Source organism: Ruegeria sp. AJ12 (assembly GCF_056536245.1).
Map to the genome: position 1 here is coordinate 124,294 of NZ_JBQFJJ010000002.1, position 15,461 is coordinate 139,754.

Annotated in this window: 13 protein-coding genes; 5 read left to right on the plus strand and 8 right to left on the minus strand. The window is 58.4% G+C overall.

From position 1 onward, the window contains the following. The first annotated feature begins 83 nt into the window (after positions 1-83). From ACR3E0_RS20845 to ACR3E0_RS20860, 4 genes are all read left to right on the plus strand, one after another. Complete coding sequence (locus tag ACR3E0_RS20845; protein WP_480481329.1) at positions 84-890, plus strand: IclR family transcriptional regulator; 807 nt, start codon at positions 84-86, stop codon at positions 888-890. Next, on the plus strand, positions 887-1,945 hold the full coding sequence (locus ACR3E0_RS20850) for an ABC transporter ATP-binding protein (RefSeq protein WP_480481331.1): 1,059 nt from the start codon (positions 887-889) through the stop codon (positions 1,943-1,945). Before ACR3E0_RS20845 ends, ACR3E0_RS20850 begins: the two co-directional genes overlap by 4 nt. A 281-nt stretch (positions 1,946-2,226) precedes the next feature. After that, positions 2,227-4,440, plus strand: coding sequence for an NADP-dependent isocitrate dehydrogenase (locus ACR3E0_RS20855; protein ID WP_480481333.1), 2,214 nt, complete (start codon positions 2,227-2,229; stop codon positions 4,438-4,440). A gap of 142 nt (positions 4,441-4,582) precedes the next feature. After that, positions 4,583-5,311, plus strand: coding sequence for a formyltransferase family protein (locus ACR3E0_RS20860; RefSeq protein ID WP_480481335.1), 729 nt, complete (start codon positions 4,583-4,585; stop codon positions 5,309-5,311). An 8-nt stretch (positions 5,312-5,319) separates the two neighbouring features. On the opposite strand, the gene ACR3E0_RS20865 is transcribed toward ACR3E0_RS20860, so the two are convergent. After that, positions 5,320-6,399, minus strand: coding sequence for an SGNH/GDSL hydrolase family protein (locus ACR3E0_RS20865; RefSeq protein WP_480481337.1), 1,080 nt, complete (start codon positions 6,397-6,399; stop codon positions 5,320-5,322). Between the two features lie 185 nt (positions 6,400-6,584). After that, positions 6,585-6,977, minus strand: a complete 393-nt coding sequence (locus ACR3E0_RS20870) for a GtrA family protein (RefSeq protein WP_480481339.1) — start codon at positions 6,975-6,977, stop codon at positions 6,585-6,587. 365 nt (positions 6,978-7,342) lie between these two features. On the opposite strand from ACR3E0_RS20870, the gene ACR3E0_RS20875 reads away from it, so the two are divergent. Beyond that, complete coding sequence (locus ACR3E0_RS20875; protein WP_480481341.1) at positions 7,343-8,722, plus strand: pectate lyase family protein; 1,380 nt, start codon at positions 7,343-7,345, stop codon at positions 8,720-8,722. Positions 8,723-8,736: 14 nt separating this feature from the next. Here ACR3E0_RS20875 and asnB read toward each other — a convergent pair whose 3' ends face one another. Genes asnB through ACR3E0_RS20905 form a run of 6 tightly spaced genes read right to left on the minus strand, consistent with a single transcriptional unit; the run spans position 8,737 to position 15,227 of the window. Continuing rightward, entirely contained in the window at positions 8,737-10,671 is a 1,935-nt protein-coding gene (gene asnB, locus ACR3E0_RS20880; protein ID WP_480481343.1) for an asparagine synthase (glutamine-hydrolyzing), read from the minus strand. 12 nt (positions 10,672-10,683) lie between these two features. Further along, positions 10,684-11,805: a glycosyltransferase gene (locus ACR3E0_RS20885; protein WP_480481345.1), complete on the minus strand. Its 1,122-nt coding sequence runs from the start codon at positions 11,803-11,805 to the stop codon at positions 10,684-10,686. After that, entirely contained in the window at positions 11,806-12,984 is a 1,179-nt protein-coding gene (locus ACR3E0_RS20890; protein ID WP_480481347.1) for a DegT/DnrJ/EryC1/StrS family aminotransferase, read from the minus strand. Between the two features lie 13 nt (positions 12,985-12,997). Beyond that, a complete protein-coding gene (locus ACR3E0_RS20895) occupies positions 12,998-13,693 on the minus strand; it encodes a PIG-L deacetylase family protein (protein WP_480481349.1) in 696 nt (231 codons plus the stop codon). Next, on the minus strand, positions 13,690-14,604 hold the full coding sequence (locus tag ACR3E0_RS20900) for a methionyl-tRNA formyltransferase (protein WP_480481351.1): 915 nt from the start codon (positions 14,602-14,604) through the stop codon (positions 13,690-13,692). Before ACR3E0_RS20900 ends, ACR3E0_RS20895 begins: the two co-directional genes overlap by 4 nt. After that, positions 14,601-15,227 carry a sugar transferase gene (locus tag ACR3E0_RS20905; protein ID WP_480481353.1) on the minus strand — a complete coding sequence of 209 codons (627 nt, stop codon included), beginning with the start codon at positions 15,225-15,227 and terminating at the stop codon, positions 14,601-14,603. The genes ACR3E0_RS20900 and ACR3E0_RS20905 overlap by 4 nt, the downstream gene beginning before the upstream one ends. Positions 15,228-15,461: the final 234 nt, after the last annotated feature.

A 15,461-nucleotide genomic window follows, 5' to 3' on the forward strand; every position in this document is an offset into this window, starting at 1 on the left:
TGAAAACTACACATCGACTCGGTTAGTCTTGTCAAGACCTTCGTGCCTCCGGCCGCAGGTTAAGTGGAGGAGAACAGACAGCCTTGGCTGGTGACGGAACAATAGGCAAAGCATGTGATGTGCTGGATCAGGTCGCGTCGTTTGAGCGACCCGTCCGGTTTGCGGAATTGCTGGACAGCAGCGATTATCCCAAGGCAACGCTGTATCGGTTTCTGCAATCCCTGACCAATCAGGGAATGCTGTCATACGACCCAGACAGGCAGACCTACTCACCGGGGCTGCGGCTGGTCCGGCTGGCGCATGCGGCGTGGACACAAAGCTCGCTGGCACCGATTGCCCGACCCTTTCTGGATGCGCTGAGCCGGGAAACCGGCGAAACCGTGCATCTCGCGCAGTTGGATTCCAGCCAGGTTCTCTACGTCGACAAGCGTAACGCGGCGCAGCCGGTCGAGATGTATTCCCAGGCGGGCAAAGTCGGGCCGGCATATTGCACCGGTGTCGGCAAGGCGATGATGGCCTATCTGGACGAAACCGCGCTGAACAAGGCAGTGGCGCAGCAAAGTTTTCATCGCTTCACGGATAAAACGCTGGCCTCGGAACAGGCGCTACGCGCGGATCTCGACCTGATCAGAAGCCGTGGATACGCAGTCGATGATGAAGAACACGAGCCCGGCATCATCTGTATTGCCTGCCCCATCCTGACGTCCGGTGGCCGGATGTTGGGTGCGATTTCGGTGACCGGGTCCACCGAACGTATGAACTTCAAACAACTGGAGACATGGGTCCCTCGCGTTCGGCGCGTCGCCGAACAGATCGGAACCGAAGCACAGGCATGGCGGTTCCCCGAGACCCGCCCGAACGCCACTAACAACAGGATGCAAGCGACATGACGGGTGTAAATCTGAACCAGGCAATCAAACGGTACGGCCAGACACAGGTCATTCACGGTGTTGATCTGCAGATCGAAGATGGCGAGTTCTGTGTGTTCGTTGGCCCGTCAGGCTGCGGAAAATCCACCTTGCTTCGGATGATCGCAGGGCTCGAGGAGACATCCGAAGGCGAAATTCACATCGGTGCCCGCGATGTGACCCATATGGACCCGGCCAAGCGCGGTGTCGCCATGGTGTTTCAGACCTATGCGCTCTATCCGCATATGACAGTGGCGGAAAATATGGGGTTCGGCCTGCGGATGAACGGTGTGCCCAAAGGCGAAATCGACCAGAAGGTACAGGAAGCGTCGAACATCCTCAAACTGGATCAGTACCTGAAACGCAAACCCAAGGCGCTGTCCGGCGGTCAGCGTCAGCGCGTTGCAATCGGTCGCGCGATTGTACGCGGCCCCGAAGTGTTCCTTTTCGACGAGCCGCTTTCGAACCTCGATGCGGAACTGCGCGTCGAGATGCGCGTGGAAATCGCACGCCTGCATCAGGAAATTGGCGCCACAATGATCTATGTGACCCACGACCAGGTTGAGGCGATGACCATGGCCGATAAGATCGTGGTGCTGCGCGACGGTAGGATCGAACAGGTGGGAGCACCAATGGATCTGTACCGCGACCCCGACAATCGGTTTGTGGCCGGGTTTATTGGATCGCCTGCGATGAACTTCCTTAAGTGTGACTACGCTGATGGACAGGTCACCCACCCGGCGCTGAGCCAGCCAGTGGCTGTGCCTGCGTCCGTTCCGGCGGGCCTGAGCAAAGTGACGCTGGGCATGCGCCCCGAACACATACACATCGACCGGTCAGCCGACACATGCACCGTCGACCTGACAGAAGCACTCGGAGGTGTGTCCTATTCCTATCTGATCTCCCCGAATGGCGACAAACTGATCGTCGAAGAACGCGATGACCAGCGCAGCACAACAGGCGAACGGGTGGGCATCTCGGTCCCGTCCGAGCGTGTAATGGTGTTTGATCCCGAGACGGGCCAGAGGTTTCGTTAAACCATCGAGAGGTCGAAGAGCCAGCGGACAATTCGAGGTGTGATCACAATTTTGGGTCAGAACCTGCCCAAAACCGTGCCATCGGCGAAGTTTGTGCCAACCCGTGTCAAATTGCGCGGGTCTACGCGATTGATTCCAAGACAAACGTGATTTAAGGGAGGCCCTGTCAAATCAGAGTCACCCAAGGGGCAGATCGTAACATTGCTCCTTCCGTGCCGCAGACTTTGTGGCCGCAACTCTCAGATCGTTCGCCCCTGAAAGGCTAAAAAAGGTAAAGTAATATGGCAGATAAATCGAACTTCGACATATTGTATACCATTGTAGACGAAGCGCCCGAACTGGCCAGCGCCTCGTTCCTGCCCATCATCCGCAAGTTCGCCTCGGCGGCCGGTGTGAGCGTCGGCACCAAGGACATCTCGCTGGCCGGGCGCATCATCGCGACCTTCCCGGAAAACCTGACCGAGGAACAACGCATCACGGACGATCTGGCCGCATTGGGCGAGTTGGTGAAAACACCGGACGCCAATGTGATCAAGCTGCCCAACATATCCGCCTCGGTCCCGCAGCTGGTGGCCGCGATCGAAGAGTTGCAGGCGCAAGGTTACAATCTGCCAGACTACCCCGAAGACCCGTCAAACGACGAGGAAAAAGCAACTCGTGCACGGTATGACGCGATCAAAGGGTCTGCTGTGAACCCCGTGCTGCGTGAGGGCAACAGCGACCGCCGTGCTGCGCGGGCGGTGAAAAACTATGCTCAGAAAAACCCGCATTCGATGGGTGACTGGGCGTCGGACAGCAAGACCAAAGTATCCTCCATGCCGGGCAATGATTTCTATGCGAACGAGAAATCGGCCACCATCACCGCGGCACAAGCCGGTGACGCGAAGATTGAATTTGTCGGCAAGGATGGCAGTGCCACCGTTCTGAAAGACGGCTGGCCGCTGGCCGAAGGTACTGTCGCCGACGCGACATTCATGTCGGTCAAGGCGCTGTCCGCGTTCATTGCGGATGCCATTGAGGACACGAAGAAAGACGGCACCATGTTCTCGCTGCACATGAAAGCCACGATGATGAAGGTCAGCGACCCGATCATCTTTGGCTACGCGGTCAAGGCATGGCTGGCACCTGTGTTCGAGAAATTTGGAACAGAACTGGATGAATTGGGTGTAAACCCGAACTCCGGTCTGGGTGATCTGCTTGAGCGCGTAAAGGGCAACGCCGACATCATGGCGGCCATCGATGCGATCAAGGGCGACCGTCCGGCGATGTACATGGTCGACAGCGACAAGGGCATTACCAACCTGCATGTCCCGTCCGATGTGATCATCGACGCCTCAATGCCCGCCGTGATCCGCGCAGGCGGCAAGGGCTGGGATGAGACCGGCTCAAAGGGCGACACCAACTGTGTGATCCCCGATCGCTGCTACGCTCCGGTTTATGACGAGACCATCAAGTTCTTCAAAGCCAATGGCGCGCTGAACCCGGCCACAGCCGGAGCCGTGGAAAATGTCGGTCTGATGGCGCAAAAGGCCGAGGAATATGGCTCGCATCCGACCACGTTCCAGGCTCCTGCGGATGGCACCATGCGCATCGTTCTGGCAAATGGTGACGTGTTGCATGAACATGCGGTTGAACAGGGCGATATCTGGCGGTCATGCACGGTCAAGAAAGCGCCGATCGAGAACTGGATTCAACTGGCGATGGACCGTCAGCGGTTGACCGGATCGGAGGCCATCTTCTGGCTGGACGCAAACCGCGCGCATGACGCGGAGTTGATCAAATACGTCAAACCCGCACTGGAAGCGGCGGGTGTGGCTGACAAGTTCCTGATCATGGCTCCGCGCGAAGCGACCCGCCAATCTCTGGAAACGATCACCGCTGGCAAGAACAGCATCGCCATAACCGGCAATGTGTTGCGGGATTACCTGACCGACCTGTTCCCGATCCTCGAGCTGGGCACTTCGGCCAAGATGCTGTCGATCGTCAAATTGATGAACGGTGGCGGTCTGTTCGAAACCGGCGCCGGTGGTTCAGCCCCGAAACACGTGCAGCAACTGGTTGAGGAAAACCACCTGCGCTGGGATTCGATGGGTGAATTCTGTGCACTGGGTGAGTCGTTGAACTTCCTCGCGGACAGCAAGGGCAATGCCAAGGCAGGTGTTTTGGGCGCGGCAGCCGAAGCGGCCACACAAGGCATTCTGGACAACAACAAGACTCCAAGCCGTAAGGTTGGCCAGCCGGATAACCGCGATAGCCACTACTGGTTTGCGCGCTACTGGGCCGAGGCGTTGGCGGCACAATCGGACGACGCGGAGCTGGCTGCTGAGTTCGCTCCGGTCGCAAAAGATCTGGCCGACAAGGAAGGGCAGATTCTGTCTGAACTCGCCGCGGCACAAGGCGGCGCGGCCGACCTGGGCGGGTACTACCACACGGACCCTGCCAAAGCTGCCGCAGTGATGCGCCCCAGCGCGACACTGAACGCGATCATTGGCTGAACCATCGGGCCTGCACCATCAGAGTGCAGGCTCTTCCCGCATAATGCCGAAACGGTAGAGTGCGGGATTTTTGTATGTCATAGTTCCGGTTACGCGCTCGCGAACAGGGCGTGGGCTGACATGATGTGAACGAGTGACCTTGATGACAAACGGCATCGATGCGACGAGACAGGGTGATGGCCCAAGCGTGTTGTTCTTTGGGCGTGAAAACTGTGACGGAACGCAAAAGGCACTGCAGTTTCTGAAATATGCAGGGTTCGATGTCCGCTATGTCGAATCTCAGGGTCTGGGCCAGACGTTACCCGACTGGGTGCGCGACTGGCGCGGCGATTATGTCTTTTGCTTTCGCAGCTATTTCATTCTGGATCAGGCGCTGATTGATGCGGCCTCGGTCGCAGCGATCAATTTTCACCCCGGACCACCTGAGTATCCCGGCAGCGGGTGCATCAACTTTGCGCTGTATGACGGGGCCAAGGAATATGGTGTGACGGCGCACATCATCAACGCCAAAGTCGACAACGGCACCATCATTCAGGCCCTGCGCTTTCCGATTCTGCCGCATGATGGCTTGCGATCCCTGCTCGCCCGGACCCATTTGTACCTGTTCCACCTGTTTCAGGAGGTTGTTGGCGGGCTTGCGACGGCCGGGCAGACCTACCTGAACGACCAGATTTCCGCGTCGAGCGGGGAAAGCTGGCGCGGCGAAGCGCGACGGATGAAAGAGTTGTCCGCCCTGCAGCAACTGCCGCTGGACATTGACGCGGCAGAGTTTGATCGCCGCCTGCATTCCATTCATCTGCCCGAGTATCCGCTGCATGTACTGCTGCACGGTCGGAAATTCGTACTGACCGGCGAAGCAGACGAGACCTGAGGCGGAGATCAGGGGCAGGCGACCTGCGACGGATCAAAGCGGGTCAGGTCAACAAACTCATCTTCGACTTCGAATTGCGCCATACCGTTTTCATCCAGAAACCGGGCCACTTCGCTTGCCACGACAAAATTTCCGATCTCCTGATGATGATGATCCGGTTTGCCATAGAGATCACTGGCGGGAATGTTCTGTTCGGTTGCATACCCGATCACTGCTGGCTTCAAATCCAGCCAGGTCAGACCATTCTCGATCGCAGCCTGATTGATCAGATCGCGGACCTCATCGCTGTATCCCACAGGGTCTTCGCGAAAGGTGATCCTGTCTTCGCCGACAAACTCTGAGATGTCGGGCAGTGAAAACACAACCAGACGGGCGCCTTTGGCGGCAACGGCAGCGGACAGAGAGCGAATGGATTCAAAAAACAGGGTCTGTTCCGTCTCGGAAGGCACGGATGGCAGAAGATTCTGGTCGAACACCTGCGTTTTGAATATCAGCAACAACTTACCCACATAAAGCGAGGCAAAGCCGCGTTTCATACGCTGGGCGAGTGTAGGCGTGTGGCTGCGTGTGCCCGGGTTGTCCTGCCATTTACGGAACCGGACGTTGTCGATCAGGTCATTGCGGTTTAAGATAAACAACAGCACCGTGTCATGAGGAATCTTGTCTTTGAATTCATCGTAGGTCAGTGCGTGTTGTAGCGTCCCGTGGCCCCCAGTTGCCAGATTCACGAAATGCGAATCCTGCGACCACCGAGACAAGAGGGCCGGGATCGTTTCGGTTTCGTCAGACAAAGTGCCCCGGATGAACGAGTCGCCAAGGACCGGTATCTGCGCTTTGTCATCGCCGGAAGAAAACGGCCCACGAAACCCGTGTTCATTGATCTCGTGAAAGGACGCGACCTCGTTGCGAAACTCAAAATAGGATTGGTTGGGCGCTTCCCGCGAGAATACAACATCATGCGGCAGCAGCCGTTTCGGACCGCCGGTACAGAAATAATTCTCTTCGTTTACAAGCGGGACGTTGGCCAGTTTTCGGCTGACATGTGGCTGGAAGTTCAACGGATCGAACAGGCGCAAACCGATTTCCACAACACCCAATGTTATCAATATGCTGAGTAAAATGAGAAAACTATTCTTCAACACGAACTGGCAGTCCCCAAAACTAAAAAACCTGTCACAAACTCAAATGCACCGATCATGACACCCACGTGATGTCGGCAGCGTACCTGCCATGGAACGTTCAGGCAACTGTGTAGCCGACCTCGTGCATCGTTCTATTTTTGCAGTATCTTCCGCGAAATCAAAAAGTTCAGCGTCATTCCTGCAAGCGTTGCAATGGCCAGCGCGAATATCGGATACTCCTTGGCCGTGTCCGACAGGAAAAGAACCACGAAAAAGGTGGTGAAATTGGTCACCAACCCGATCTGCATCCCGCCGAGATAGCTCAGAAACTCAAGAAACGAAGCGGGTTTGCGCGTGCGAAACGTGAAGGTTCTGTTGAGATACCAGGTAAAGGTGATCGAGGCGAGGATCGACAGACAGCGAGACAAGAACGTGCCTGCTCCAATCGCGTACATTGCGGTGAACACGCCAGCATCCACAAAGAAGGCCAACGATCCGACGACGGCAAAGGTCATCATATGACGAAAGGTTTCGCCTGACGGCACGCTGGCGCTCCTGTTTCAGATTGACCACCTATTCGGCGGCATGTTTGAGCATTCGCAGACAACATGCAACGAACGGCAATGCAAGACCAAGGCCGGATAGGGCGCACAGGGCAGTCAAAGGACTCAATAGCTGCTTGAAACGGTCATAGGACAGGGAAATACTGCCGGCTTTCTCAATACAATCAAAACTTTGCCGATTTCAGGGCCGCTGTTGGTTTTGGATGCCAAACCTGAACGCATGGGCTAGAGTGTGTTTTGGGAATTGCGACAATTCACTGAATTCTGTTCTTCGGTTTCGACATATAATTGGTTCAAACATGCGTGTATCGAGTTTTCTTCGTTCTACCCTGATTCACACCAGCGCCGTGAGTGTGTTGTTGGCCACCGGAGGAGCGGCTGACACCGCGTCTGGTGAAAATGTGGCGTTTCCCGGTGCCCAAGGGTACGGCAAACACGCAACCGGCTGGCGGGGTGGAAGTGTTTACTATGTCACGACGCTTGAGGATTCCGGGCGTGGCAGCCTGCGCGAGTGTCTGCAGCACCCGGGTGTTGGCCGGGTTTGCCTGTTTGCGGTTTCAGGCACGATAGAGGTCGACAAGCAATTTCGGGTGTCACCCAATACATATATTGCCGGACAAACCGCGCCAGGGCAGGGGATACAACTGCGCGTCCGCGATGTGCAATCCTCCCCGCTCATGATCTACGATTCCAACAACGTCTTGCTGCGGTTCATGAAGTTTCGACCCGGGCCAAGCAAAAAACCGTCACCCAGCGTCGACGGGTTGGGCATTGAAAGCAGTACGGATGTTTATGTGGATCATGTTTCAGTAGCCTTTGGCGTCGACGAAAACCTCGGCATTGGCAGTGAACGATATGCCAGCCATGACATCACCATCGCCAACACGATCCTGGCATATGGCCTGGACAAATCCACCCACACCGAGCGGCGTCATTCCAAAGGCGCGTTGATCTGTTCCAAGGATGGGGCCGTCTCGGATTGCGGGCGGATTACGCTGGTGGGCAACCTGTTTGCCCATAACCGGGATCGCAATCCCGATGTCTCGTCCTCGCAACTCGGGCCGATCGATATCGTCAACAACGTGTTTTACGATGCAAGCTCGCAATTCGGCGAATTTCGGAACCTCTATGGTGACACCTGGATCAACTATGTCGGCAACGTGATCCTGCCGGGGCCCAGCACACGCGACCGCAACCGCCCGGCGGCGTTTGAGGTATTTCCCGTTGAACCGAGCCATAAACTGGAGGTCTTTGAGCAGGACAACCTGTATCTGGACAACCGGTTGGATATGCTGTGCGACCGCTCAAAGAGAGGGCGAATTGCCGACGTTGCTGCGGTTGCTAATCTGGTTGAACAACCGGCGCATGGCCTGTCGGTCACGCCGCAGCCGGTGGGGGGCGTACTGGATCACGTGCTGGGAAATGTCGGCGCGCGCTTTGGCCCGGATCGGCAATTGGACAGTCTGGATGCGTCGATCATCGAAAACGTTCTTGGGTGCGACGGGCACAGGATTGACCACCCGGACGAGGCAGGTGGCTGGCCCGATCTGCCAGAGATCAGTCTGTTGAACGACCGGGATCTGGACGGTCTGCCGGACGATTGGGAAGAGATGCACGAAGGCCTGGACCCCGATGACCGGAGCGACACGTGGAAAGACCGGGATGGCGACGGCTGGTCAAATCTCGAAGAATACCTGAGCGTTCTGGCCGGTGACCCTCTGCCATAGGTCAAAGCACCCGGTCAGCGCAGCCATTCCTCCTGCCAGAAATGGTACATCAGCGCGACCCACAGATGGGGCCCCCAATTGCGTGTACCGGCCAAGTGCTCATTCCACCGTTTGTTGAGTTGCGCGCGGCCAAAAATCTCACCTACTGTTGTGTCAGCAGAAAACACCTCTTGCGCGACGGATTTCAACGGGCCCCGCAACCAGTCGTTCAGCGGTATGCCAAAGCCTTGTTTGGGCCGGTCATACAACGCCTTCGGCACGCGTTTGTCCAACAGATGGCGCAGGGCAACCTTGCCGGATTTGCCATCATAACGCAGCGACGCAGGCGAGCGCCAGGCCGCCTCGACCACACGGTAGTCCAGCAACGGCGCACGCACCTCCAGCCCCACCGACATCGACGCGCGGTCGGCTTTCACCAGAATGCTCTCGGGCAGGTACAGTTCCGAGTCCAGCAGCATCATGGTGTCCTGCGGTGTCAAACCGTCCGGTATATGATGTGACCGAAAGACACCCTGACAATCCTCCACAGGGGGCTCCCACAACGTGAACAAGGCGTTGTAGCGGCTCCGAAAATCCGCGTGGCGCGCGATTGAGGCCACCTTGGACAACCGGTCCGGCGTAACCTGATCGCGCATGCTCGCCGGTGCGAGCGGCTGAAGGACCTTGGCCGCCGCCTGCGTTACAAATGCGGGTGAGGCTGCCAGTGCGGAAACCGCCGGGCCGGGCAATTTGGCGCTCAGGCGTTCCATCGCCATCATGCGCACATAACGCTCGTATCCTCCAAAGGATTCATCCCCGCCATCACCCGACATCACCACCTTGAGCTGCGCGCGCGCCAGTTGCGAAACCAACAGCGTCGGAAAGGCAGAAGGGTCGGCAAACGGTTCGTCATAAACCTGCGGCAGCGTTTGCAACAGATCAAAGGCCATCTGCGGCGTTGCCGTCACCTCGTGATGGTCGGTGCCCAGATGTTGTGCGATGGCCGCCGCATGATCGGCCTCGTTGGTGGCGTCATGATCGAAGCGGACGGTGAAGCTGATGACTTTGTTGTCCGATTGCTCCTGCATCATCGCGGTGATCAGGCTGGAATCTATCCCGCCCGACAGGAACGTACCAACGGTGACATCCGCGACCATACGTTCGCCAACCGCCGCATGCAGGGCGTCTTCAATCCCGGCCAAGGCCTGCGCCTCGGTATCGTAGGGGTTTGCCCGTCCGGCCTCGACCCGCTCGCGCAGATCCCAGAAGGCTTCGAGCCCCTCAACGAGGTCTTCGGAAGATGCCGGTGGCGCGTTCAGGTCGACCTCGACCATCGTGCCCGCAGGCAGCTTCATCACGTCCCGGTAAATCGTCAATGGTGCCGGGATAAACGCATAGCGCACATATTGCGCCTGTGCCCGCCGGTCGGCCTCGGGCGGTCCGAATGCGGAATGGGTGCGCAGGGCCTTCAATTCTGAGCCGAACAGCAGATGGCCGCCTTTTACGCCCAGATACAGTGGCTTTTTGCCCAGTCGGTCGCGCGCAAAGACAACCCGGTTCTTTTGTCGGTCGAACACCGCAAAGGCAAACATGCCATGCGCAAGTTCCAGTGTCCTGCGAATGCCCCACAGATCCATCGAAGCCAACAGAACCTCGGTGTCCGACGTGCCCCTGAACGCGACGCCCTGGTCGATCAATTTCTGACGCAGGTCGAGAAACCCGTAGATTTCGCCGTTATAGACGATGCAAAACCGTCCGCTGGGCGATGTCATGGGTTGCGCACCGGTTTCCGACAAATCGACGATGGACAAGCGCCGGTGACCCAACGCGACACCGGCATCCGGATCGACAAACATCCCGTCGGCATCCGGGCCGCGATGCGCAATACTGTCACACATCGCCTTGAGTGCAGCGGTCCCCGCCTCGACGCCGATGGGTTGGAATGCAAGATATCCAGCAATGCCGCACATGACCCTGACTCTCTATCCGATATTCGGGGCGGTTGACGACCCCGGCTGGCCCGCAGGACTTTGCAAGACATCATCATAGGCGCGCGCAACAGCGGCCAGAGAATAATTGTTTGCGATCCGGTCCCGCGCGGCTTGGCTGCGCGCCACATATTCCTGCGGCGACCATTGTGCGGCTTTGATAAGTGCCTGAGCTAAAGCCTGCGCATCTCGCGCGGGCACAACAAGATGGGCATCATCCACAATCCGCGCCGCGTCGCCGACATCCGTTGTCACGACCGGGCGACCAAAGCTCATGGCTTCTGCGATAACATTCGGGAAACCTTCGGTGCGCGATGACAGAACCAGCAGGTCAATCTCATTGTAGAACGCGTGCATGTCATGTAGGTCACCGCACAGCGTGACGCTCTCTTCAGGCAGATCGTTTTCTGCCATCAACTCGCGCAAAGCATTGTTGTCTGACGAGACATTTTCTCCGGCAAGACGGGCTGAAAGATCGGGTAGCGTGCGCCGGGCCAGTGCAAACGCGCGGAAAAACGTCCCGAAGTCTTTTTGTGGATGAAACCGGGCCGCCAGTCCAATCACGCGCACTGGACCGTCGCGGGACTGCGGTGACTCCGGCAAGGTAAACCCGTTTGGTATGACCCTAGCGTTTGTATCGGCAAATCCATATTTCGTGTGCTGTTCCAGTGCACGGTTCGAGTTGTAGATGATCGCCGTGCAGAAGCGCGACAGTTTCTGGGATAGCCGCACGGCCATTCGCGTGCTGCGTGTAAAGGCAGCCGGGTCGTCCAGCGCCTGGCGCACCGTCCAGATCACCGGAACCCGCCGCATCGACAACACCTCGGCGATCAGTCCGACCACCATCGCGTGATACATCCAGCACAACACGACGTCGGGTTTATGGGTACGGATCAGCCGGGCAATACGCCAGATCGCACGCGGAAAGGAGACCGGCGACTTCGCGTGAAGCGAGACATACTCGATCTTGTCATTCCCGGCCATCGCACGGCAACGATCCGACACTTCGGTCAGGGCTATGACCACGGCTCGCTCACCCGAATGCGCCAGCAGGCGTGCCAGCATCGCCTGCGCACCACCCTGAGTCGAGAAATCCGTGACCACGTGCAGGATCATCTATCCGGCTTTCTGCGCAGCGAGGGCGCGGTTGCCCACGTCGCGAACGACCTGTGCGAGACGCGCCGTGTGTTCCAGACTACATCCCGGATCGACAAGGAATGCGAGGCTTGTTTCGCCGAGCTCCCGTGCCACGGGCAAACGCTCCGAGGGTCCCAAACCATTCTTGCGGAACGTCTCTTCCAGGTAAATCTCAGAACAACTGCCTGAAAACGCAGGGAAACCGGCCTCGGTGATCTCGGCGATGATCCGGTCGCGCGACCAACCGGAGGCCAGAGCCTGCGGGCGCACAAATGCGTAGAACCGATAGTACGCATGCGTGATACCTGCGGGCGGGATCGGCACGTGGAAGGCGGGGCAACCCGACAAAGCCTCGATCAGACATTCGGCATTTGCCGTGCGATGGGCCCGCCATTCATTCAGCCGCCGCAGCTGCATACGCCCAAGCGCCGCCGAGGGACCCGTCATCCGAAGGTTCGTTCCCGGACCGGAGTCGTGCAGCCACCGAAAGCCCGGCGGGTGGGGCTTGTTGAAAACGGTGTCGTAGCCTTTGCCGTGGTCCTTGTAGCTCCAGACCCGCGACCATAGATCGTCGTCGTTGGTCACCAACAGCCCGCCTTCGCCACCGGTTGTCATGATCTTGTCCTGGCAAAAGGAAAAGGACCCGAACGTGCCGATGGTGCCGATATGCCGATCCCCGATCATGGCACCGTGCGCCTGCGCACAATCCTCGATCACCCACAGGTTATGGACGCGGGCCAAACCCATGATCGCGTCCATGTCGCAGGGCCAGCCGCCCAGATGCACAGGGATGATCCCACGGGTGCGGGGCGTGATCAGCGGTGCGATTGTCTCGACCGTCAGATTCTGCGTCACCGGATCCACATCGGCAAACACCGGCGTGCCACCCGCCAGCATCACCGAGCTGGCAGAGGCAATGAAACTGCGGGGGGTCACAATAACTTCGTCGCCGGGGCTCAAGTCCAGCACGTGCAGGGCCCCGTCCAGGGTCACCGTTCCGTTCGCCATCGCAATCGCATGTCTTGCACCGGTGTAGGCCCGGTATTCGTCCTCGAACGCGCGGACATCCGGACCGGTCCAGGCATTGACCTTGCCCGAGGCCAGAACCCGGCTGACCGCGTCAATCTGTTCCTGATCGTAAATGGGCCATGAAGACATGGGTAACCTCCTGCTAAACGACCGTTCGAACCAGTACGAACCCCTCGGCGGCATGACGGTGAACAGTGGCCCCGCGCAAGGTTGCCAGTGCGCGCAGGCTTTCCACCGAACGTTCGTGGGGCGGTTGCTTGGCCTGGCTTTCGAACAGCCGGAACGCCTCTAGTTTACGCTCCAGCGTGTCCGAGATGTCCACGAAAATATTCGGAACAAAAGGGGGTGTCAGGTACGGCGCATTCCAGTTCGTCTCAGACAGGGTCTCATAGGCCGCGATGGTGGCCGGGTACTTGTCCTGATGCGGTCGACTGGCCACGAGACTGGAAAGAAAAGTCAACTGGTGGTCCATATGGATATCACCCGGATGCGGCGCCAGGATCAGATCGGCGCTCAGCTCTCGCACCAGTGACCCAAGACCCGCATTCAGATCCGAATGCGGTTGCTCCGACAACTCAGCGGCCGTGAAATCCAGCCAATGCGTTTTGGTGACGCCCAGAAAGGCATGAGACCGGCGGGCTTCCGCCCGTGTGATTTCGGTTTCTTCATCTTTGAACTTCGGCGGTTTGGCACGGGTCACGACAACCACATGGACCTCCCGTCCGGCGTCGACCAGCCGCGCAATGGTGCCGCCAGCCCCCAAAATCTCATCATCGGGATGCGGGGCAACGACAAGGGCGGGGCCTGCGCCTGCGTTGATCAAATCGGTGGTAATCATGAAGTCTTTCCCAGTTTCGAGTGCAGAGGCGGGGGCGTGTCGGCGCCGGACCACTCCAGAATATCAAGACACCGGCCATCGCCGCAGGCCACGGTGAACGCCTGACCATCACTGTCCTGCACCTGGCCGGGCAACCCGACAAAGTACCCGTCCGGCTGGGTGTGTCGCGCGCGCGTCAGTACCAACTGGCGGCCATCCGGTCCAAAGGTAAAGGCCCCAGGATAGGGCGGGCCAGAGGCACGGATCAGACGGTCGATATCGGCAGCCGGTTTGGACCAGTCGATCAGACCGTCTTCGGGCCGGCGGCGCGCGCAGAGGCTTATTCCTGTCTGCGGTTGCGGCTCTCGCGGAATGTCCCCCACGGCAATCTGCTCCAGAAGGGGCGGCAGCAAGCCGGAAACGGCCCGCAGCGACCGGTCATACAATTCCCGGGCGGTCACGGTTTCAGGGTCCACCGCATACCGGGCCTGGGCCGCGATCGGTCCGTCATCGGCGCCTTCGCCCAGCCAGAACAGCGACGACCCGACATTGCGTTCCTGCAACAGAACCGTCCATGGGATGACACCGCGTCCGCGCAGACGGGGCAGGGCCGATGGGTGAAATCCGATGCACCCGATCCGGGGAATGGCCCGAAATTCTGGTCCGCAAAGTTGCGACCATCCAATGACCAACAGCAGATCAGGCTGCACCGCCCTGATTTGCTCAAGTGTTTCCGGCGCATTGGTCTTTTCGATATGGGACACCGGTACGCCATAGCGTTTTGCAACGATCCCGAGGTCCACAAAGTCGGAATGGCGATGGGCCAGGTGCGGCGGCAAGGTCATCACCAGATCGGGTGCATGGCCAGCCGCACAAATCGACACCAGCGCCGCATGCGAGGTTTCCACCGCACCCACCAAAACGGTTTTCATGCCGGTGTCTCCTGCAGGTTGGAACAGGCGGGCGGATGATCCCTCAGCCATTGGGCCGCAGTTTCAATTCGGTCTGTTCTGCGGTGCTCACCCCGGATCGCAACACCAACCGTTTCGAGCAAAATCCTAAAGTCCAGTGCCAAGGACCGATGCGCGACATACCACAGATCCAGGCTCAGCTTTTCCTCATTGCTGAGATTGGTGTTGCCGCTGACCTGTGCCCAGCCGGTCAAACCCGGTCGGACGGAACAACGGTACTGACCCCTCGACCCGAAACTCTGGATCGTTTCCGGCAACAGCGGGCGCGGACCAACCAACGCCATCCTGTTTTGCAGAATCAACACAAGCTGCGGAATTTCATCCAGCCGCAATCGCCGGATGAGTGCCGTGGCCTGCGTCTGTCGCTGATCATCGGGTAGCAATTCCCCGTCGGGGCCGCGCGCGTCGGACATGCTCCGCAGTTTGAAAAGGTGGAAAACACGCCCCCCGAGACCGCAACGTCGCTGCGAAAACATCAAAGGTGCACCCACGGACCACAGGACAATCACACAGGCAATCAGGAAGAACGGCAGGGCGACAACACCCAGGACGACGCACAGCAGAATTTCCGGCAGTCTGTTCACAATTCAACCCAACTCAATACTACGCGGCAGGCCGCGCCACATCGAAATCACTTAACAATTCGTCAGCCAGCGTTGACGAGGAAAACGCATGCCCACGCGACCAAAAGGGGCGAGCGCTCTCAATCTGTTCGAATTGTATCCGATTTGCAAGAAGTCTGGACGCCGATAGTCGAATCAAACCCTCCGGCGTTCGGGATCGGTGGACTGGTGCGGGAATTCGGGATACTCAGTCAA